17 protein-coding genes and 3 tRNA genes are annotated in these 19,030 nt (G+C 72.3%); 13 read left to right on the top strand and 7 right to left on the bottom strand.

Annotated features, from left to right (window positions below; all coding sequences use genetic code 11):
- Window positions 1–4: 4 nt before the first annotated feature.
- The 3 genes from GVV75_RS02530 to aztB are packed head-to-tail and all read right to left on the bottom strand — an operon-like array spanning window position 5 to window position 3,053.
- A complete protein-coding gene (locus GVV75_RS02530; protein WP_159523626.1) occupies window positions 5–919 on the bottom strand; it encodes a metal ABC transporter substrate-binding protein in 915 nt (304 codons plus the stop codon).
- Window positions 916–2,190, bottom strand: a complete 1,275-nt coding sequence (locus GVV75_RS02525) for a hypothetical protein (RefSeq protein WP_159813342.1) — start codon at window positions 2,188–2,190, stop codon at window positions 916–918. Before GVV75_RS02525 ends, GVV75_RS02530 begins: the two co-directional genes overlap by 4 nt.
- Window positions 2,187–3,053, bottom strand: a complete 867-nt coding sequence (aztB, locus tag GVV75_RS02520; protein ID WP_159625600.1) for a zinc ABC transporter permease AztB — start codon at window positions 3,051–3,053, stop codon at window positions 2,187–2,189. Before aztB ends, GVV75_RS02525 begins: the two co-directional genes overlap by 4 nt.
- Window positions 3,054–3,103: 50 nt before the next feature.
- Between aztB and GVV75_RS02515 the strand changes: the two genes are divergently transcribed.
- Window positions 3,104–3,868 carry a metal ABC transporter ATP-binding protein gene (locus GVV75_RS02515; protein ID WP_159813340.1) on the top strand — a complete coding sequence of 255 codons (765 nt, stop codon included), beginning with the start codon at window positions 3,104–3,106 and terminating at the stop codon, window positions 3,866–3,868.
- 43 nt (window positions 3,869–3,911) lie between these two features.
- Here the strand turns inward: GVV75_RS02515 and GVV75_RS02510 are convergent, their stop codons facing one another.
- Window positions 3,912–5,288, bottom strand: coding sequence for a hypothetical protein (locus GVV75_RS02510; protein WP_159813338.1), 1,377 nt, complete (start codon window positions 5,286–5,288; stop codon window positions 3,912–3,914).
- Window positions 5,289–5,517: 229 nt separating this feature from the next.
- Between GVV75_RS02510 and GVV75_RS02505 the strand changes: the two genes are divergently transcribed.
- Window positions 5,518–6,999: an FAD-dependent oxidoreductase gene (locus GVV75_RS02505; RefSeq protein WP_159524579.1), complete on the top strand. Its 1,482-nt coding sequence runs from the start codon at window positions 5,518–5,520 to the stop codon at window positions 6,997–6,999.
- A 1,427-nt stretch (window positions 7,000–8,426) separates the two neighbouring features.
- Window positions 8,427–9,302: a zinc metalloprotease HtpX gene (htpX, locus tag GVV75_RS02500; RefSeq protein WP_159524578.1), complete on the top strand. Its 876-nt coding sequence runs from the start codon at window positions 8,427–8,429 to the stop codon at window positions 9,300–9,302.
- Between the two features lie 471 nt (window positions 9,303–9,773).
- On the opposite strand, the gene GVV75_RS02495 is transcribed toward htpX, so the two are convergent.
- The gene (locus tag GVV75_RS02495) at window positions 9,774–10,271 is read right to left on the bottom strand and encodes a YajQ family cyclic di-GMP-binding protein (protein ID WP_159524577.1); all 498 of its coding nucleotides are present in this window, start codon (window positions 10,269–10,271) and stop codon (window positions 9,774–9,776) included.
- Window positions 10,272–10,519: 248 nt separating this feature from the next.
- On the opposite strand from GVV75_RS02495, the gene GVV75_RS02490 reads away from it, so the two are divergent.
- The 6 genes from GVV75_RS02490 to GVV75_RS02465 all read left to right on the top strand — a co-directional run bounded on the left by GVV75_RS02490 (window position 10,520) and on the right by GVV75_RS02465 (window position 12,754).
- Window positions 10,520–10,603, top strand: a tRNA-Tyr gene (locus GVV75_RS02490).
- A gap of 120 nt (window positions 10,604–10,723) precedes the next feature.
- Window positions 10,724–10,795 (top strand) — tRNA-Thr (locus GVV75_RS02485).
- A 39-nt stretch (window positions 10,796–10,834) separates the two neighbouring features.
- Window positions 10,835–10,908, top strand: a tRNA-Met gene (locus tag GVV75_RS02480).
- Window positions 10,909–10,968: 60 nt separating this feature from the next.
- Window positions 10,969–11,139, top strand: a complete 171-nt coding sequence (gene rpmG / locus GVV75_RS02475) for a 50S ribosomal protein L33 (protein WP_159524576.1) — start codon at window positions 10,969–10,971, stop codon at window positions 11,137–11,139.
- 27 nt (window positions 11,140–11,166) lie between these two features.
- Window positions 11,167–12,021, top strand: a complete 855-nt coding sequence (locus GVV75_RS02470) for a MaoC/PaaZ C-terminal domain-containing protein (RefSeq protein WP_159813336.1) — start codon at window positions 11,167–11,169, stop codon at window positions 12,019–12,021.
- A 151-nt stretch (window positions 12,022–12,172) separates the two neighbouring features.
- A complete protein-coding gene (locus GVV75_RS02465; protein WP_236263362.1) occupies window positions 12,173–12,754 on the top strand; it encodes a MarR family winged helix-turn-helix transcriptional regulator in 582 nt (193 codons plus the stop codon).
- 29 nt (window positions 12,755–12,783) lie between these two features.
- Here GVV75_RS02465 and GVV75_RS02460 read toward each other — a convergent pair whose 3' ends face one another.
- Window positions 12,784–13,461: a Maf family protein gene (locus tag GVV75_RS02460; RefSeq protein WP_159813334.1), complete on the bottom strand. Its 678-nt coding sequence runs from the start codon at window positions 13,459–13,461 to the stop codon at window positions 12,784–12,786.
- A 75-nt stretch (window positions 13,462–13,536) separates the two neighbouring features.
- Here GVV75_RS02460 and GVV75_RS02455 point away from each other — a divergent pair, with 75 nt between their 5' ends.
- The 4 genes from GVV75_RS02455 to GVV75_RS02440 all read left to right on the top strand — a co-directional run bounded on the left by GVV75_RS02455 (window position 13,537) and on the right by GVV75_RS02440 (window position 17,754).
- Window positions 13,537–14,454, top strand: coding sequence for a biotin--[acetyl-CoA-carboxylase] ligase (locus GVV75_RS02455; RefSeq protein WP_159813332.1), 918 nt, complete (start codon window positions 13,537–13,539; stop codon window positions 14,452–14,454).
- A gap of 110 nt (window positions 14,455–14,564) precedes the next feature.
- Window positions 14,565–15,776 carry an adenylate/guanylate cyclase domain-containing protein gene (locus tag GVV75_RS02450; RefSeq protein ID WP_413227766.1) on the top strand — a complete coding sequence of 404 codons (1,212 nt, stop codon included), beginning with the start codon at window positions 14,565–14,567 and terminating at the stop codon, window positions 15,774–15,776.
- Window positions 15,777–15,984: 208 nt separating this feature from the next.
- A complete protein-coding gene (locus GVV75_RS02445; RefSeq protein ID WP_159524571.1) occupies window positions 15,985–16,650 on the top strand; it encodes a response regulator transcription factor in 666 nt (221 codons plus the stop codon).
- Between the two features lie 24 nt (window positions 16,651–16,674).
- Window positions 16,675–17,754: a sensor histidine kinase gene (locus GVV75_RS02440; RefSeq protein ID WP_159524570.1), complete on the top strand. Its 1,080-nt coding sequence runs from the start codon at window positions 16,675–16,677 to the stop codon at window positions 17,752–17,754.
- Window positions 17,755–17,849: 95 nt separating this feature from the next.
- On the opposite strand, the gene GVV75_RS02435 is transcribed toward GVV75_RS02440, so the two are convergent.
- Window positions 17,850–18,863 (bottom strand): hypothetical protein, encoded by a 1,014-nt coding sequence (locus GVV75_RS02435; RefSeq protein ID WP_159813330.1) that lies wholly within the window; start codon window positions 18,861–18,863, stop codon window positions 17,850–17,852.
- Window positions 18,864–19,030 lie beyond the last annotated feature (167 nt).

The following is a 19,030-nucleotide window of genomic DNA, read 5'->3' as shown; positions in this document are numbered from 1 at the left end:
GTCCTCACGCGGTGAGGGCCGTGGTGATGCGGTCTGTGTTGACGGCGAGCATGTCCAGGTAGGTGGGCGCCTCGCCGTCGGGGGCGGACAGGGATTCGGTGAACAGGGAGACCACCTGGATGTCCTGCCCGGCGGACTCCTTGAGGGCGGTGATGAGCTTGTCGGAGTGCGAGGTGTCGGCGAAGATCGCGCTCACGCCGGCGTCGCGCACCGCCGTCGAGAGCTCCTCCAGGTCCGAGGCGCTGGGGGCGGCGAGCGTGGAGCCGCCGGGGATGACGGCGCCGATGAGGCGGAAGCCGTAGCGGGCCGCCATATATCCGAACACGTGGTGGTTGGTGACCAGGGCGCGCTTGTCCTGGGGGATCGCGCCGAAGCGGGTGGCCATGTCCTTGTCGGCCGCGGTGAGCCTGTCGCGGTAGGCCGCGGCGGAGGCGGACAGGGCGGAGGCATCGATCCCGGACACCTTCCCGAGCGCGCCCTCCAGCCCGTTGACGACGTCGATCATCCTGGTGGGGTCGGTCCAGAAGTGCGGGTCGGGGCCGGAGGCATCATCGGAGGAGTACTCGATGGGAGTGAACTGCTCCCCGGCGGTGAACAGCGTGACGCCGTCCCCCTTGGCGCTCTCGATATTGCTGGCCAGCCCCTCTTCCAGGCCCAGGCCATTGGTCACCAGGAGAGCAGCGTCGCGCATGGCCAGGGTCTGCTTGGCGGAGATACCGAAGGAGTGCGGGTCCGCGTTGGGCGCCATGAGGGTGGTGACGCTCGCCTGGTCACCCACCACCTGGGTGACGACATCTCCCAGGATGTTCGTGGTGACCACGATCGACGGCTTTCCGGTCTTCTCCTTGGGGCCGTCGCAGGCGGCGACGGCGCCCAGGGGTGACAGCGCGAGGAGCGTGAGCAGGTCCCGGCGCCTCATGCCCCCACCACCTCGAAGGAGACGAGGCCGGCAGCGGGGATCGTCCGGGCCACGCGGGCGGAGTCAGCCGCGTCGATCTCCAGGACGGAGGCGCCATCGGCGCCGGGGGCGTAGACGCGCTTGGGAGTGACCCGAAGGCCGGCGGCCGCGGCGAGGCCGGGGTTGGCGATGGGCTCGGTGACCGTGGCCTCGGCGCCGTCGGCCCACACGCGCACGCGCCCCTCGGCGTCCACGCCCACGACCCGCTTGTGCGTGTCGTCCATCGCGGACACGGCGACGACGGGCGCCCCGAAGGCCACCCTCGTCCAGCTCCTGGCCCGCACGCTGAGGAGCCAGGCGCCACCGTTCTCATCCAGGGCCACCACCTGGGAGCGGCGGGCCCGGTTGGACAGGGAGACGATCTTCGTCCCGGCGGCCTCCTCCGGCAGGGGGACCCACGTCAGGGAGGGCGGCTCGGCGGTCGCGGTCGAGGAGGGCTCCGGCGCGACGACGGCGCCGCCCTGGCAGCCCAGGACGATGCCGGCGCGGGTCAGCGCCCCGCCCGACGCCGCCGCGCAGGCGACGCCCTGGCCGACGGCACTGCCGGCGTCGTCGATGATGCTCGCCTGGCCCCCGGAGACCAGGACGGTCCGCTCTCCCAGTGGAGCGGCGAAGGACCCGGCGTCGATGGTGGCCGTGGTCAGGGCGCTCTGACGCCCCTGCCCCAAGGCCTGGCGGTCCAGGACCGTGGCGGTGGTGCCCGAGGCGATGACGGTGCGGGCGTTGGTGGAGGCCACGCTGGCCTTCCCGCTCATCCCCAGGGCGCCCAGGTCCCGGGAGGCGGCGCGGTAGAAGTGCTGGTGGTCGCCGTGGTCCCAGGTCCACGCCCCGGAGTCCACCAGGCTGAGCGCGCCGTCCGGCCCGGTGAGGGCCACGAATCGGGAGTCCGACGCGGTGGCGGTCAGGCCGGGCAGTGAGGTGATGGGGGCCGGGGCGCCGTCGGCGGCGAGGTCGAGGAGGCTCACCTGGCCGTCGGAGGAGGCGGTCACCAGGGACAGGGGCGCCTCGGAGAGTTCCGTGGCGCCGTCGATGTGGCCGTGCCCATCACCCTGGGCGGCCGCGCTGGCCTCCGAGGTGCCTGACGGGGAGGCGCTCGCGGCGCCGTCGGAGGGCGAGCCCCCGGAGCAGGCGCTGAGGGCGAGGGCGGCGGCCAGCCACGCGACGGCGGCGGTTCCGGCACGGCCGCCGCGGACGGCTCCGCGGATGTGCTGGGAGGGCTGGGGGAGTCTCACGCGTGCTCCTTCGGGGTTGTGGGGGACAGGAGGGGCCTGCCCGAGCGGCGCCGGCCGGTCAGCGCGGCGGCCCCGGAGGCCAGGAGGAAGACGCCCGCGGCCGTGGCGGTGATGGTGGCGCCGCCGGCCGTGTCCGCGTACAGGGAGATGTAGAGGCCCACGACGACGCAGGCGCTGGAGATGACGGCCGCCCAGGCGGTCATCGCGAGGATCGACTTCGACCACAGCGCGGCCGTGGCCGGCGGGGCGACGAGGAGCGCCACCACCAGCAGGGTGCCCACGGCCCGGTAGGAGGCGACGACGGCCGCGATGATCAGGAGGGTCAGGCCGGCCTGGGCCAGCGCCGGGCGCATCCCCAGGGTCAGCGCGATGCCCGGATCGAGGGACAGCGCCGTCAAGGGGCGGATCATGATGGCGCCCACGATGAGGACGACGATAAGCGTGCCGATGAGCACGGTGATCTCATCACTCCTGATCCCCAGGATGTCGCCGAAGAGGATCGCGGTGATATCCGTGGCGAAGGAGCGGGACCGGGAGACGATGATCACGCCCAGGGACAGCATGAGGACGAAGGTGATGCCGATGGCGGTGTCCTGGGAGAGGCGGGCCCGCCGGGACAGGAGGGCGACGAGCACGCCCATGGCGGTGGCGCTGAGCGCGGCGCCGGCCAGTGTGGGCAGCCCGATGAGGGCGCTGATCGCCACCCCCGGCAGCATGCCGTGGCCGATGGCCTCCCCGAGGAATCCCATGCCCCGGATGACCACCCAGGTGCCCGCCACCGAGCAGACCAGCGCCGCGAGGACCCCTCCGGTCAGGGCATTGGAGAAGAACCCGAGGGAGAGCGGGTCGAGGAGGTAGTGCACCCGCGAAGCGTAACGATAATCGTTCGCGGTTGTCACGCTATGCTCACGGCATGCGTCTTCCCACCCCTCAGCGGGACTCAGCGAGCGCGCCCGCGGCCCCCGACCTCCCGTCCTCCGGGCCGGGCCCCGCGGCGGCGCGCCCCGCGGCCAGCGCGGAGGCTCCGGGCGGCCTCGCCCTGCGCGGCGCCGTCGTGCGCAGGGGCGAGGTGCTCGCCCTCGACGGCGTGAGCCTGGACCTGGCCCCGGGTGAGGTCACCTGCCTCTTCGGCCCCAACGGCTCGGGCAAGTCCACCCTCCTGGCCGCCGTCGCGGGGATCCTGCCCCTGGCGGGCGGTCGCATCGAGCGCCGCCCCGCCAACGCGAGGCTCTCCCTCGTACCCCAGGCCCCGCCGATCCCCGAGCGCATGCCGCTGACGGTCCGCGCCGCCGTCGCCATGGGCTGCTGGGGGGACGCCGGGTTCCTGCGCCCCCTGAACCGCGCCCACAAGCGGCGCGTGGGCGAGGTGATGGGAGTCCTGGGCATCGCCGACCTCGCCGACCGCCAGCTCTCCGAGGTCTCCGGCGGGCAGCGTCAGCGGGTCCTGGTCGCCCAGGCCCTCGTCAGCCGGCCCGACATCCTGCTCATGGACGAGCCGACCGCGGCCGCCGATGCCCGCTCCACCGGCATCATCCACGACGCCGCGGCCCAGGCCGCCCGGGAGGGCGCCCTCGTGCTCCTCGTCAGCCATGACGAGCAGGCCCGTCGGATCGCCGACCGCTGCCTCACCCTCGAGGCCGGCCGCGTCGTCGACGACGAGCGGGAGCCCGCGCGCTGAGGAGCGGGGGCCCGCGCGCTGAGGCGCCGCGCCCCTGGCGGGCTCAGCGCCACGCCGTCGCGGCGTAGAAGGACGCCCGCCCGCGGGGGTCCATCACCCCGATCCCCTCATGGGTCACCTCCAGCGCCCCGGCGGCGTTCGAGGTGAGATCGCCGGGGATGAGCGCGGTGGTCAGTTCCTCGCCCGTGCGCAGATCGGTGAGCACTACCTCCCCGGGCCGCGAGTCGAAGACCGTGTAGAGCACGTCGTCGTAGACCGCCAGGCCGGTGGGGACCGCGCCGTCGGCGTTGGGCCACGTGAAGGTCGGGGTGGGGGAGCCGAGCTCGCGCAGGTCGGCGGCCGCCGGGGTCCGGATGACGGAGTAGGCGCCGGCGCTCCAGGCCTCCGGGTGGCTCGCCGCCCCGGGTGGGCCCGCGCCCAGATCCGCGGTGGCGCGGGTGCCCAGGTCCATGGCCCGCCAGGAGGCCTGGTCGGGCCCGGCCCAGTAGAGCCACCCATCCAGCAGGTGGGCCTGACTGGTGGGAACCTCCAGGAGGAGGGAGCCATTGGTGGTGGACAGGACGCGGTACGGCGGCGAAGCCGGTGAGGAAGCAGCGGGCGGCGTCGCGCCGACCATCACGGCGTCGCCACTCATGCCCGCGAGCACGGTGGGCGCCTGGCCCTGAGGGCTGGTGAGGACAGTGGTGAGATCAGCGGTGGAGAGCACCTCGATCCAGCAGGGGCCGGCCGGGCCGCCCGGCGGGGGCGCCAGCGCCACGGTGAGGCGCAGCGCGTCCGAGGACACGGCCAGGCGCGCCGATCCCTTCGCCGTCGGGGCGCTCGCGGGCAGCACCAGCTCCCGGGAGGCCAGGACCCTCCCCGAGACCAGCTCAGTCTTGAGGACCGTGGCCGACCATCGCCCGGCCTGGGGCGGCCCCATCTCCACCGCCGTGGTCAGGCTGTAGGCGCAGGCGCCGCGCGGGTCGACGACGGCCGCGGCGTCCGAGAGTGCCTGGGTGGCCCCTTGGGGATCGCCCCCGCGCCCGAGGTCGGAGACGGTCGCCTCCGTGAAGCCCAGCGCCCCGCCGTCGGCGGTGAGGACCCTGAGCGTGCCCGTGGACAGGTCCGCGTACCACCAGCTGGGGTGGTCGCTGCGGAACACGAAGCGGTCTTCGATCGACCACCCCAGCCCGGAGTCGGCGAGCATGTCGATGTCCAGGCCCGGGAGCCCTGCGGTGGGGGAGAAGGCGGTTGGGGCGGCGCGGTCGGACGAGCCCGACGACGGCGCGGGGAACGGCCCTGAGAAGGGCGCGGCTGAGGAGGCGGTCGCCCCACCGGGCGGTACCTCGCCCTCGGGGTGCCGGGCGCAGCCGGCCGATGCGAGGCCCGGCAGGATCGCTGGGGCCCCCAGGACGGAGAGCATGAAGGAGCGGCGCTTCATCGCGGGGCCTCTCAGGGCAGGGTCGGCCAATGCGTTCGCGGTCCCGCCCACCCTAGCAGCGTTCCAGGGCGGCCGGAAGGCGCCTTGGCCGCCTCAGAGACGTCCATTACCTGGGCCATTGTCGGTAAGGGGGTCCGAAGTATCTAGACTGTGCCCGTCGTCGTCCCAGCCTTCCTCGGCGCGCCGAGCCAGGATCGCCCCAGACCCCTCACACCAGGAGCCAGACCCAGTGAGCACCCGCCCTCTCTCCGTCGCCGTCATCGGGGCAGGCCCCGCGGGCATCTACGCCTCGGACATCCTGTCCAAGTCCGGCCTTGAGGTGAATATCGACCTCTTCGAGCGACTCCCCGCCCCCTACGGCCTGGTGCGCTACGGCGTCGCCCCCGATCACCCCCGCATCAAGCAGATCATCGTCGCGCTGTACAAGATCCTCCAGCGCGGGGACATCCGTCTCATCGGGAACGTCGAGGTCGGTCGCGACATCACGGTCGATGAGCTGCGCGAGCACTACGACGCCCTCATCTTCTCCACCGGCGCCGACACCGACGCCCCCCTGCGCATCCCCGGGGTCGACGCCCCAGAGTGCCACGGCGGCGCCGACTTCGTCTCCTGGTACGACGGGCACCCCGACCACCCGCGCACCTGGGACCTGAGCGCCAAGGAGGTCGCCGTCATCGGCGTGGGCAACGTGGGCCTCGACATCGCCCGCGTCCTGGCCAAGCACGCCGAGGACCTCATGGTCACCGAGGTCCCCGAGAACGTCGCCGCCGAGTTGCGCCGCTCCCCGGTCACCGACGTGCACGTCTTCGGGCGCCGCGGCCCCGCCCAGGTCAAGTTCACCCCGCTGGAGCTGCGCGAGCTCGGCAAGCAGCCCGACGTCGACGTCCTCGTCGATGAGGAGGACTTCGAGTACGACGAGGGCTCGCAGGCGGCGCTGGCCGCCTCCAACCAGCAGCGCCAGGTGGTCAAGGCCCTTGAGGGCTACGCCATGGCCGAGCCGGAGGACCTCACCGCCTCCCACCGCATCCACATCCACCTGTTCTCCGCCCCCAGCGAGGTCCTCACCGATGAGGAGGGCCATGTGCGCGGCCTGCGCGTCGAGCGGACGCGCCTGACCGGCGACGGGAGCGTGGAGGGCACGGGGGAGTTCCGGGACTTCGAGGTCCAGGCCGTTTACCGGGCGATCGGATACGCCGGCAGCCCCATCGAGGGCCTGCCCTTCGACGCAGAGCGCCACGTCCTGCCCAATGCCGGCGGCCGGGTCCTGGGTGAGGGCGGTGAGCCGCTGACCGGTATCTACGCCACCGGCTGGATCCGCCGCGGTCCCGTGGGGCTCATCGGCTCGACCAAGTCTGACGCCCAGGAGACCATCTCCAACCTCGTGGCCGACGCCCAGGCGGGACTGCTCCACGCCACCACCGCCGATGAGGATCAGGTCGGGCACGACGCCGTCATGCTCCTGCTCAACAAGCGCGGCATTCCCTTCACCACCTGGGACGGCTGGGAGCTCCTCGACGCCTACGAGCGCGGTCTGGGCGAGGCCTACGGCGAGGTGACGGTCAGCGGTGGGGAGTCCAAGCCCCGTGAACGCGTCAAGGTGGTCTCCCGCGAGGCCATGACCGCGGTGTCGCGCGGCACCGAGATCCCCGCCGACCTGATCGGCGCCCCGGACCCCTCCCGTGTCCCGGAGCGCGTCGCCCACCGGCTCTGAGCCGCGTGGGGGAGAGGTAGGACGAGAGGTCTTGGAGACCGCTCGGGCCGCCTCGCAGCCCCCTCGTTCTGCCGGCGCGCCCTGATTTACCGTCTCGGCCCGCGGTTGCGCCCTCATTCTCGCAGTTTGAGGGCGCAACCGCGGGCCGGGACGGTTTCTGAGGGGTGGGACGGTTTCTGGGGGTCGGGCGCGTCCTGGGCACCGCTGGGTCGTTGAAAGCAGTGCTTGGCTGTCTACGGCATCGGTGGGCCCTTGTGAGCGTCGCGGGGAGCGCTGCCTTGGTCGGTCCAGCGCTGCCTTGGTCGGCCCAACGCTGCCTTGGTCGGCCCAACGCTGCCCTGGGTGGTCCAGCGTTGCCCTGGTCGGTCCAGCGTTGCCTTGGTCGGGTGTAGCGGGAGCGTCCTGGGTGCTGCTTGGCTGTCGAAAGCAGCGCTTGGCTGTCTGCGGTATCGGTGGGCCCTTGTGAGCGTTGCGGGGAGCGCTGCTCTGGATGGTTCGGAGTTGTTTTGGTCGGCTCAGCGCTGCCCTGGATGGCTCAGCGTTGCTCTGGGTGGTCCAGTGTTGTTTTGGTCGGGCGTATTGGGTGCGTCCTGGGTGCTGCTTGGCTGTCGAAAGCAGTGCTTGGCTGTCTATGGCATCGGTGGGCCCTTGTGAGCGTCGCGGGGAGCGCTGCCCTGGGTGGTCCAGCGTTGCTTTGGTCGGTCCAGCGCTGCCTTGGGTGGTCCAGCGCTGCCTTGGTCGGCTCAGCGTTGTTTTGGTCGGGCGTAGCGGGTGCGTCCTGGGCGCCGCTTGGTCGTTGAAAGCAGCGCTTGGCTGTCTATGGCATCGGTGGGCCCTTGAGAGTGTCGCAGGGAGCGCTGCTCTGGATGGTCCAGCGTTGCTCTGGATGGCTCAGAGTTGTTTTGGTCGGCCCGGCGCTACCCTGGTCGGCCCAGCGCTTCTCTCGACGGGCGGCGGGCAGGCGCCGCCGTCGGCGTGACGGCCACACCTTCACCTGGCCTGACCGGCCCCGGCCACTCCCCGCCGTCCAGACCATCACGATCCTCCCCGCACCGACATCGTCAACTCACCCGCTACGAAAGAACCGCCGCGCCACATCAGGAGGCATGACCGCGTCGGCCCCATGCGCGCCGTCTCCCGACCGGGGCCCGTGGGTGGGGCCACGGGTTAGCGCGGGCGATCCGATCGGCGACGTCGACGCACTGGCCGGCCTATGAGTCGAGGAGCGTGAGGGGCCTCGATGGGACTGGCGCGAGGAGGCTGCCCCCATGAACCGGTATCGTCGCTGATTTCGACCGGTCTCGCTCCTATTTTCGACCGGTCTCGCGGGTGGGCGGGGGGAGGGGGGGGGAAGGAGGGGGCGAGGGGCCGCCGCAGGTGCCGACGGCGCACAGGAGCCGCACAGGCTCCTTGGCTACCCTGGCGGCATGTCGGCGATCTACCGAGGCACCAACCACCACAACGGCCTGAAGACCACCGCCTTGCTGGGCGCGATGTGGGGCCTGCTCATTCTTATCGGATACCTGCTCACCCGGGGAACCGGCTCCTCGATCTTCCTGCTCATCATGCCGCTTATCGGGGTGGCCCAGACCGCGTACACCTACTGGAACTCGGACAAGCTCGCCGTGCGCTCCATGGGCGCCATCGAGGTCACCGCCGCCCAGGAGCCCGTCATGCACAAGGTGGTCGCCGAGTTGTCGGCGGCCTCGGGCCAGCCCATGCCGCGCCTCTACGTGGCGCCGACGATGAGCCCCAACGCCTTCGCCACCGGACGCGACCCCGCCAATGCCGCCGTGTGCTGCACCCGCGGCATCCTCCAGCTCCTCGACGAGCGCGAGCTGCGCGGCGTGCTGGGCCACGAGCTCTCCCACGTCTACAACCGCGATATCCTCACCGGCTCCATCGCCGCGGGCATCGCCGGGGTCATCTCCTCGCTGGGCACCATGGCCCTGTGGTTCGGCGCCGGCCGCGACCGCCGCGAGGGCAATGGCCTGGCCGTCCTCCTGCTCGCGCTCCTCGCCCCACTGGCCGCTACCGTCACCCAGTTCGCCATCTCGCGCACCCGTGAGTACGACGCCGACCATGACGGAGCGGTCCTCACCAACGATCCGCTTGCCCTGGCCAGCGCCCTGCGCAAACTCGACGGCGGCATCGCGGCTGCCCCGATGGCCCGAGACCCGCGCATGGAGCCGGTGAGCTCGATGATGATCGCCAACCCCTTCGGCCGCGTGAAGAACCTCTTCGCCACCCACCCCCCGATGGCCGACCGCATTCGCCGCCTGGAGCAGATGGCCGGGTACTGACCGGCCCGCCCAGCGCGGGAACCCGTTGGGCCACTGGATCAGGAGGACGAGGGGCGGGAGGGGGCAATCCCCTCCCGCTCCTCATCGAGCCGATCGTCGGCACGCCGGAGACTTCTTTCGTCCTCCCCTCAACGCGCAGCGCACCGCCCGTGGAGCAGGCCCCCTTGCGCACGGCAGGGTTCGAGGAGTCGGTGTCATCCGCGACGACGCAGTCGCCGGGCTCGTCGGAGCCGCCGCGGGCGAGGATGAGGATCCCGCCGGTGGTGAGGGACGCAGAGGACGGCGAGGTCCGCGATGAGGTCGGTGACCCCCCTCTTCTTGGCCGAGCGCCGGGGCGCCTGCCCCGGCGACGGAAGCGGCCCGCTCATGCCATGCGCGGGTGGGGCTCTGTACCCGGCAGCCGGATCACGGCGTACCGGGCCCGCCCATGCCATGCGCGGGTGGGGCGGCGGCGCCTCGGCCCCGTCGGTCTCAGCGGTAGTTGACGAACTGCAGGGCGGCGTCGACGTCGAGGCCCTTGAGCAGGGCGATGACGGCCTGGAGGTCGTCGCGGGACTTGGAGGACACCCGGACCTCATCGCCCTGGATCGTGGCCTTGACGCCCTTGGGCCCCTCATCCCGGATCGCCTTGGTGATCCGCTTGGCGATCTCCTGACTGATGCCCTCCTTGAGCGGGCAGGCCAAGCGGTAGATCTTCCCCGAGGGCTTGGGCTCGCGGTCGCCAAGGTCGAGGGCCTTGAGGGACACGCCCCGCCGGAACAGCTTGGACTGCAGCACGTCGAGGATCGCGAGCACGCGCTCGGCGGAGTTGGCCTCCATGGTGATGACATCGCCGGCCAGGGTGACGGAGGCGCCGACGCCGCGGAAGTCATAACGCTGGGCGATTTCCTTGGCGGTCTGATTGACGGCGTTGTCGACCTCCTGGCGGTCGAGCTTGGAGACGACGTCGAAGGAGGAGTCTGAGGCCATTGCCTTCCCTTTCCACTGATGGCCCACTGATGGGTGCGCGCGGTCATCCGGGCGGGGCGCTCGCGGGCGTCGGGTGCCCCCGCTGCCGGGGCCCGACGGCCCCGCGCCGCCCCCTGCCCGGCGCTGCTCGGGGCGCGAGGGCCGTGTGAGCAGGGTCCTAGGGGCGGGATTGGCGCGCTCCGCCGTCGGCTTGTTATTCTTCCACGGCACCGCGCGGCGGGTCTGCTGGACTCGGCGATGTGGAGCATGGCGGGTTGCCCGAGCGGCCAATGGGAGCTGACTGTAAATCAGCCGCGCAAGCTACGGGGGTTCGAATCCCTCACCCGCCACCATGATCAGAGGGCCCTTAGGTCCTTTGATCAGCGCCCCCTGGCGGGGCGGCCCGCAGTGAGCGAGCCCACGCGGGGCCAGATTGCCCAGGCATGACGGTTCTGCTTAGGATTTCGTTCGTTGCCTCGATAGCTCAGTGGTAGAGCACTTCCTTGGTAAGGAAGAGGTCACGAGTTCAATCCTCGTTCGAGGCTCTGATGCGGGGGGCCTGTTCGGCCCCTCGCGCATGATATGGCGAGGTAGCTCAGCTGGTTAGAGCGCACGACTCATAATCGTGAGGTCGAGGGTTCGAGTCCCTCCCCCGCTACGCAAGGTTCGAGCACATCGCCGCCCCGGGCTGCTCGAGGATCAATCAGAGGAGAGACACGTGGCCTCCAAGACCGCTGACGTGCGTCCCAAGATCACTCTGGCTTGCTCGGAGTGCAAGGAGCGCAACTACATCACCAAGAAGAACCGCCGGAACACCCCCGATCGCCTCGCGATCTCCAAGTTCTGCGCGCGCTGCGGCAAGCACACGGATCACCGCGAGACCCGCTGAGCCCCGCGTCCCGGATACGATCCGGGCATGAGCGCGCCGAGTCCCACTGGCCCCGAGCTGGTGGGGCTTCGCTATGCCCAGGACGTGATCGAGCGGATCCTGACCCGCTCCGGTGTCGATGACGCCGAGGCGGCCTCCCAACAAGGCGCCGGAGCCATCGCCCCAGCGCTGGCCGCCCTGACTCTGGCCCGCGAGATGATCGAGCCCTGGGAGGGCCTCATCCACCGGCGCTGCCGCATCACCCCGGCACCCGGAGGCGCGGCCCAGCCACCCCCGCCTCGCATGAGGAGGACCATCCGAGGGGGCTGGGAGTTCATCGAGGTCACCGCCGAGGTGATCGTCGACGACGCCGCGCGCCTCTCGCCGCTCGCCGGGCCCTCGCTTCTCCAGGTCCGTCACGACCTCGCCCGGCGCCTCTCACCGGCCCGTGCCGGCGCCCCTCGGAGCGCCGAGGGAGCCGCCGGTGAGGGCGCCGCCACTGGCCGCCGGCTCCACCTCGGCGGAGAGGACGTGGCCGCCTGGGCGGGCGCGACCGGCGATGACAACCCCATCCACCTCCACCCGGGCGCCGCTCGGCGGGCGGGCCTGGGGACGACCGGGGCCGACGTCATCGCCCACGGCCTGCTGCTGGCCGCGCTGAGCCTCGGGGTGGCTCCGCCCGCCCCCGCCGCCCCCGTCGGACCCCCCGCCGGACCTGCCGGACTCGCCGCCCCCGTCGGACCCGCCGCCCCTGCCGGGTCCGCGGGGCTCGACCTGCTCTTCCCGGCCGCGCTCGCCGTCGGGCCCGCGGGGGCGGGCCTCATCGTGGACGATGACGGCTCGGGCTGGTCGGCCGTGGGGGCCAGGAGAGTGCTGCGGCGCCGGAGCGCGGGCCCCGGCTGACGCCGATGAGCAGGCGGCCCCGGTGATCATCGCTGGTAATCCCGTCCTGATTGTTCAATACTTAACGACATATCAGGGGTCGATCGATTATCGCGAGGCACACCGCCATCGGCGCTGACCGACGTCTCAGACCAGCGCGGAGAGGAGAGACATGCCCAGGAAGGACGGAGGGGCGCTCGCGGAGCTGGATGGGCCCGCCTGCGGCCGGGCCCCCGCTTCCACGCCCTCCTGCGGGCAGGGCCCGGCGGACGGGGCTCCCATACGGGCGGCCAGTGGCTGCGGCGCCGCGGGATCGCCCCGACTCGATGCCCTTGAGATGCGCGCCTGGCGCGCCTTCCTCCACACCGCCACCGCCGTCACCGGCGCGCTCAACCACGAACTTGAGACCGGCGTCGGCTTGTCCCTGCACGAGTACGAGATCCTCGTGCGCCTCGACGAGGCCGCGGGCAAGGAACTGCGGATGTCGGGCTTGGCCGAGATGATCGGGCACTCCCGCTCCCGCCTCACCCACACGGTCACCCGCCTGGAGAAGGAGGGGTACGTCGAGCGGCGCTCCTGCCCCTCCGACAAGCGCGGCGTCAATTGCGCGCTCACCGACTCCGGCCTCGCCTTCCTGCGCTCAGCGGCGCCCCTGCACCTCGACGGCGTCCGCAGGCACGTCATCGACCGCCTCGGTCGGGGGGACCTAGAGGCGCTCGCCGAGATCATGTCCCGGCTCAACCCCGCCGACTGAGGCCGGCCGTCTCCCGGCCCCCGACTGGTTCAGCCCCACAAGTCCGTCCAGGTCACTCCCAACTCGGCCAGGAGCCCGCGCAGCAGCGGCAGCGAGATGCCGACGACGCCATGCGGGTCGCCCTCAATGCCCTCGATGAAGGCGCCGCCCAGCCCGTCGATCGTGAAGGCCCCGGCGCACCACAGGGGCTCCCCGGTGGCGATGTAGGCGTCGATCTCCGCCTCACTGGGCTCGCCGAAATGGACGATCGCCGACGAGACGCCCTCCGCTCCCGCCCCATCGGCTAGGCGCACCAGGGCGTGCCCGGTGCGCAGCACGCCCGTGCGCCCCCGCATCGCCAGCCAGCGCTCGCGGGCTGTCTCGGGCGTGCGGGGCTTGCCGACGACGGCCCCGTCGATCTCCAGCATCGAGTCGCATCCCACGACGATGGGCGCCCCGGTCCGCCCACCGGGCTCCACCGGCCCCGGTCCCGCGTCACCGGCAGGATCGCCGCTCAGCGCGGCGGCGACGTCGAGCGCCTTGGCCCGGGCCAAGGCGAGCACCTGCTCAGAGGGGGAGGGGGCGTCCTCGCCAGCGGCGGCGCGCTGCTGGGCGAGAGCGGCCAGGACCGAGCCCTCGTTGACCGAGGAGACCTCCACCCGGGGCTCGATGCCCGCTGCGCGGAGGGTAGCCAGACGGCCCGTGGACTTCGAGGCGAGAATGATCACCGCCCCAGACTACCCAGGGGCCAGCGGTGGGAACGGTGAGCCCGGGCGGCGACGCCCGCGGGTAGCCTTCGCCCTATGAGCGCCACGACCCGGCTGGTGACCGTCGACTCCACAGGCTCGACCAATGACGACCTGCGCCAGGAGCTCGCCCCCGCCGGGCGCCTTGATGTCGCCGCCGCTGACCGCTGGCCCCACGGGTCCGCGCTGCGGGCGCTCGCCCAGACCGCCGGGCGGGGCAGGGGCGGGCGCGACTGGGTGACCCCGCCGGGTGGCGCCCTGACCGTCTCCTTCGTCCTTCGGCCGCTCGTGCCCGCTTCTCGCCTCGGCTGGCTCCCACTGCTGGCGGGCCTGGCCGTGCGCGACGCCCTCGTCCCCGCGCTGGAGGGCCTGCCCTGGTGCGTCCGCACGAAATGGCCCAACGACGTCGTCGTCGAGCCCGCTGGCGAGGGGGCGGTCGGCGCTGACGGCGAGGTGCCCGGCTGGGGGCACGCCCGCAAGATCGCGGGCATCCTCGCTGAGTTCATCCCCGCGCCCGGGGTTGGGGATGGGGCCGGGACCCCCGCCCGTCGTGAGGAGGCGCCCGCCATCATCCTGGGCATCGGAGTCAATGCCGGCCAACCGCCGGGCGCGCTCCCCGTGCCCTGGGCCGCCTCGCTGCGGAGCCTGGGCGCGGGCGGGCCCTGGTCGGACCCCGGGGCCGTGCTGGGGGCCGTCGCCCCGCGCCTGCTCCGGGTCCTGGGGGAGTGGGAGGCGGCTGGCGGGGACCCTGAGGGGGCCCTGACCGCCACCGGCACGCTCGGCCAAGACTTACGCGAGGCCTGCGCGACCCTCGGGGCCCGTGTCCGCGTGAGCGCCCCGGACGGCGAGTTCTCCGGGACGGCCGTCGGCCTTGAGCCCGGGCTCCGACTGCGGCCGGATGACGGTGGCCCGGAGAGGCTCGTCATGGCCGGGGACGCGAGCGTTCGAGCCGTGGATCCTCCCGGGCGCGCATGATGTGAGCGCGGGCCGCGCCATCTCGCGCCTTTGTTGCATGAAGGCCTCAGGATGGCAAGACATCTGACGTCGGCCTGACGAAATCCTGTGACCTGCGCTACCCTGTCTGGGTGAATCAGCCAGAGGCGCCGTCGGCGCATGGGGAAGGGCTCCGGCCGGGGGGCCGCGTTCCCGGCCCCCGAGCAGGTGGTGAGTCCTCACCCGATCAGACGAAGGGGCCCGCCCTCATACCCGGGGACGGGGGCGAGTGGAGCGCGGGGCCCCCCGATGACGCGGCCGGCTCTTCCGCCGACCGCGCGACGGCCGCCACCCATTCCCGCCTGCTGCTCGGCGACGGGCCCGACCTGACGCTGCCTCAACTCGCCGGCGCGGCCGAGGTCTCCCCGCTTTTCGCGCGCAGTTTCTGGCGGGCCATGGGCTTCGCGGATGTGGATGACGACGAGGCCCGCTTCACCCGCCAGGACGCCGACGCCCTGCGGGCCATCGCCGACCTCATTGACTCCGAGGAGGACCGCCGCCCCGGTCCGGACGGACCCGGCGGCCTATCGACCTCGGCGATCCTCGAACTGCTCAGGGCCCAGTCGTACACGATGGACCGACTCGTCCTGTGGCAACTCGAGACCCTCGTGGCAGACGTCGGCCAACGCCTCGGCCTGGACGACACCTCCGCCCGGCTCGTCGTCCTGGACCACATCAGCGAGATCACCGCCCCCCTGACCGACCAGCTCACCTACGTGTGGCGCCGCCACCTGGCCTCGCTCCTGGACCGCACCGGAGCCGAGATCTCACGGCGGGGTGTCGAGCGCGTGGGCCCCGACTACTACCCGCTCGTGCGCTCCCTGGGCTTCGTCGACATCGTCTCCTTCACCCAGCGCGCCCAGACGATGAGCCGCATGGAGCTGTCCACCATGCTCGACGACTTTGAGACGACGGCCCGTGACGTCATCACGTCGCGAGGGGCGAGGGTCGTCAAGACCATCGGGGACGCCGTCATGTACATCTCCGATGACCTGAGCATCGCCGCCGACGTCGTCACCTCCCTCGTCGAGGAACTGCAGTCGGGCCTCGACGAGATCCTCGTGCGCGCCAGCCTCGTCGAGGGCCGCGTCGTGTCCCGCTCCGGCGACGTCTTCGGCCCGCCCGTCAACCTCGCGTCCCGCCTCGTCGACACCGCCGAGCCCGGGGGCATCCGCATGGACCAGGCCACCGCCCGCGCCCTCATGGCCAGCCCCGTCGCCCTGCGCTACCGGGTGCGCCAGTGCCACGACGTCGTCGCCAAGGGCATGGGCAACGTCACCCCCTGGTCGCTCGTGCGCGCCTGAGGGCCCGGCTCCGCCCGGCCCCGTCCGGGGCTGGGTCGGCTCCGCCCCGGCCCCGTCCGGGGCTGGGCCGGGGCGCCGGTGATCAGGCCGCCCTTAGACGGGTGTTTCCCCGCGATGCCGCGGAAAAATGGGTCAATGCGCGCCCGCGCCGCTCTCCATGGCGATGGCGCCATTACCGCCCTTGGGCAACTCGGCTAGTATCTGAATCGTGACAACAGTGCTTCTCGTCGAGGACGACCCCGCCATCTCCGAGCCCCTCGCCCGCGCCTTCGGTCGCGAGGGCTACGAGGTCCGCGCCCACGGCACCGGCAAGGGCGCCCTGGAGGAGATCAGCGAGGCCGACATCCTCGTGCTCGACCTCGGCCTGCCGGACATGGATGGTCTTGACGTCGCGCGGACCGTGCGCGCGCAGGGCCTGACCATCCCCATCCTCATGCTCACCGCCCGCAGCGAGGACACCGACCACGTCGTCGGCCTTGACGCCGGCGCGGACGACTACGTCACCAAGCCCTTCCGGCTCGCCGAGCTCCTCGCCCGCGTGCGCGCCCAGGTCCGCCGCGCCTCCGGCGAGGCCGCCGTCGACCAGCTCTCCCACGGGGACATCCGCGTGGACGTCGCCGCCCACCGCGCCTTCGTGGGCAGTCGGGAGTTGCAGCTGACCGTCCGCGAGTTCGAGCTCCTGCGAGTCCTCGTGCGCGGCGCGGGCGCCGTCGTCGACAGCGACGACATCCTGCGGGAGGTCTGGGGTGAGGACCCCACCGGCTCGGAGTCGACGCTCGGCATGCACGCCACCTGGCTGCGCCGCAAGCTCGGCGACGACGTCGACGCCCCCGCCATCCTCCTCGCCGAGGGCGCGGGCTACCGCCTGGCCTGAGGCCGCTTCCGCCCAGGGGATCCGATGCGACGCCGCACCCTCCAGATGACCATGGCGGCGGTGCTTGTCGCCGTCATCCTCCTGGGGGTCCCCCTGGGCGCGGCGACGATCTTCTACGCCGCGCGCTCCGCGCATAACGATCATGAGCGCTGGCGCACAGTCCTGTCCGTGGTGACGGTGAGCACCGCCCTGGCGATCGTGGCCCTGGCCGCCGCGTCCGTGGTCGCCTCGAAGGCCTCGCGGCGCATCTCCGCCCCGCTCATATACCTGGCGGCCGAGGCCGAGCAGTTGGGCAGCGGGCAGGTGCGCCCCCGCATCCGGGTCTCCGGGATCGAGGAGATCGACCTCGTCCAGGCCGAGCTCGTGCGCTCCGCCGAGCGCGTGGCCGGCAGGCTCGCCGCCGAGCGGCAGTTCGCCTCCGACGCCTCCCATCAGCTGCGCACGCCATTGACTTCCCTCAGCCTGCGCTTGGAGGAGATCGAGCTCATCGCCGACGACGAGGAGGTGCGCGCCGACGCCCACGCTTGCCTGGAGCAGGTGGAGAGGCTGACGGGCGTCGTCGACGACCTCCTGAGGGTCTCGCGCCGCAGCGGTGGTGGGACCACGGAGGCCCTCCTGCTCGGGGAGCTCTTCGAGCAGCAGCGCGAGGAATGGGGGCCGGCCTTCGCCGAGGCCGGGCGCGAGCTGGTCCTGACCGACGACGTCGATCAGCCGGTGCTCGCCAGCCCCGGCTCGCTCGCCCAGGTCCTGGCCACCGTCATCGAGAATTCCCTGCGCTATGGGGCGGGGACGACGACAGTGTCCGTGCGCAGCGCCAACGGCGGGCACGGCGTCTTCATCGACATCGCCGACGAGGGCGAGGGCGTCGACGACGAGCTCGCGCCGCACATCTTCGAGCGCTCCGTGTCCGGGCACGGCTCCACCGGCGTGGGGCTGGCGCTGGCCAAGGACCTCGTGGAGGCCGACGGGGGCCGCATCGAGCTCACCGCGCGCCGTCCACCGGTCTTCTCCGTGCTCCTGGCCGCCGTGCCGCGCTCCCTCGATCCGAACACCGTCCTCCCGCAAGGGGCGATCGTCAACGTCGGCCGCCGCCGCCGCTTCTGACCCCCATGAGCGAGACCGGTCGAAAATAGGAGCGAGACCGGTTCGCGAACCGGTCTCGCTCCTATTTTCGACCGGTCTCGGCGAGGGGAGGCGGGTCAGTACCAGCCGGTGCTCTCGAAGTGGGACCAGGCGGCGCAGGGGCTGCCGTAGCGGCCCTGGATGTAGCCCAGGCCCCAGGTGATCTGGGTGGCAGGGTTGGTCGCCCAGTCCGAGCCCGCTGAGGCCATCTTGCCCCCGGGCAGGGCCTGCGGGATCCCATAGGCGCCCGAGGCGCTCCGGGCCTGGTAGTTCCAGCCGGACTCGCGATCCCACAGGCTCACCAGGCAGGAGTACTCATTGGAGTCCCAGCCCCAGGCGCTCATCTGGCCGCTCGCGTAGGTCTTCGCCTCGGCTGCGGAGGTGCCCGAGGAACCGGCAGCGCCCGCCACCGGCTCGCTGGCGGTCATCCGCCCCGACGACGGGTCGAGGTGATACCAGGTGGAGCCGTCCACGATCCAGCCGGTGAGCATCTGCCCCGAGCCATTGAAGTAGTACCAGGAACCCAGGTGGCTCGCCCAGCCGACCGCCATGCGCCCGCTGCTCCCCAGGAAGTACCAGGAGCCTCCCTTGTGGAGCCACCCCATCGCGGCCTGGCCGTTGTCGGCCAGGTAGTACCAGGAGCCGCCGATGAGATTCCAGCCCACCGCCATGGCGCCCTTGTCGCCCAGGAAGTACCAGGCGCCGTCGATCCAACTCCAGTCGGTGGCCATGCGGCCCTCGGCGTTGAAGTAGTACCAGGCTCCGCCGACAACGGCCCATCCGGTCACGAGCGCGCCGTCGTCATCGAGGTAGAACCAGGAGCCGCCCGTGTGCAGCCATCCCGTGATGGCCTGGCCGTCGGCGGGGTTGATGTAGGACCAGGACCCGGCCCGGGACATCACCCAGCCGATGCTCCCGGCGGTGTCACCCCCGTTGGCGGAGCCGTCGGCAGGGGCGACGGCGGCCTGGGCTGCGGGCGCCACGGCGGGCGCGGCGTCGACCGGCGAGGCGAGAGCCGCCGGCGCGGTCAGCGCGAGTCCCGCGAGAAGAGTCGCGGAGCCGAGCGCGGAGATCGGTCGGAGCAGGTTCATGAGTACCTCGTGGATGGTTGTGACCGGGCAGCGGCGCTGCGGGGTCGGTGCGGTGGGGCGGGCCTGATCGCCGGAGCGGGCCCGCCCCCGATCAATGCCCCGGGCCGGGGCTCGGGGCGGCCTGGCCCGCCGGGGCGGCCTGGCCCGCCGGGGCGGCCTGGCCCGCC

Source organism: Actinomyces sp. zg328 (assembly GCF_009829635.1).
GTDB classification, from domain to species: domain Bacteria; phylum Actinomycetota; class Actinomycetes; order Actinomycetales; family Actinomycetaceae; genus Actinomyces; species Actinomyces marmotae.
The sequence above is the reverse complement of the archived record's forward strand: the minus strand, read 5'-3'. Positions and strand labels throughout refer to the sequence as shown.

Bases quoted from the DNA above. Each gene is read 5' to 3' on its own strand.
- GVV75_RS02530 (WP_159523626.1), bottom strand. From the start codon at position 919: ATGAGGCGCCGGGACCTGCTCACGCTCCTCGCGCTGTCACCCCTGGGC.
- GVV75_RS02515 (WP_159813340.1), top strand. From the start codon at position 3,104: ATGCGTCTTCCCACCCCTCAGCGGGACTCAGCGAGCGCGCCCGCGGCC.
- GVV75_RS02510 (WP_159813338.1), bottom strand. From the start codon at position 5,288: ATGAAGCGCCGCTCCTTCATGCTCTCCGTCCTGGGGGCCCCAGCGATC.
- htpX (WP_159524578.1), top strand. From the start codon at position 8,427: ATGTCGGCGATCTACCGAGGCACCAACCACCACAACGGCCTGAAGACC.
- GVV75_RS02495 (WP_159524577.1), bottom strand. From the start codon at position 10,271: ATGGCCTCAGACTCCTCCTTCGACGTCGTCTCCAAGCTCGACCGCCAG.
- GVV75_RS02470 (WP_159813336.1), top strand. From the start codon at position 11,167: ATGAGCGCGCCGAGTCCCACTGGCCCCGAGCTGGTGGGGCTTCGCTAT.
- GVV75_RS02465 (WP_236263362.1), top strand. From the start codon at position 12,173: ATGCCCAGGAAGGACGGAGGGGCGCTCGCGGAGCTGGATGGGCCCGCC.
- GVV75_RS02455 (WP_159813332.1), top strand. From the start codon at position 13,537: ATGAGCGCCACGACCCGGCTGGTGACCGTCGACTCCACAGGCTCGACC.
- GVV75_RS02440 (WP_159524570.1), top strand. From the start codon at position 16,675: ATGCGACGCCGCACCCTCCAGATGACCATGGCGGCGGTGCTTGTCGCC.
- GVV75_RS02435 (WP_159813330.1), bottom strand. From the start codon at position 18,863: ATGAACCTGCTCCGACCGATCTCCGCGCTCGGCTCCGCGACTCTTCTC.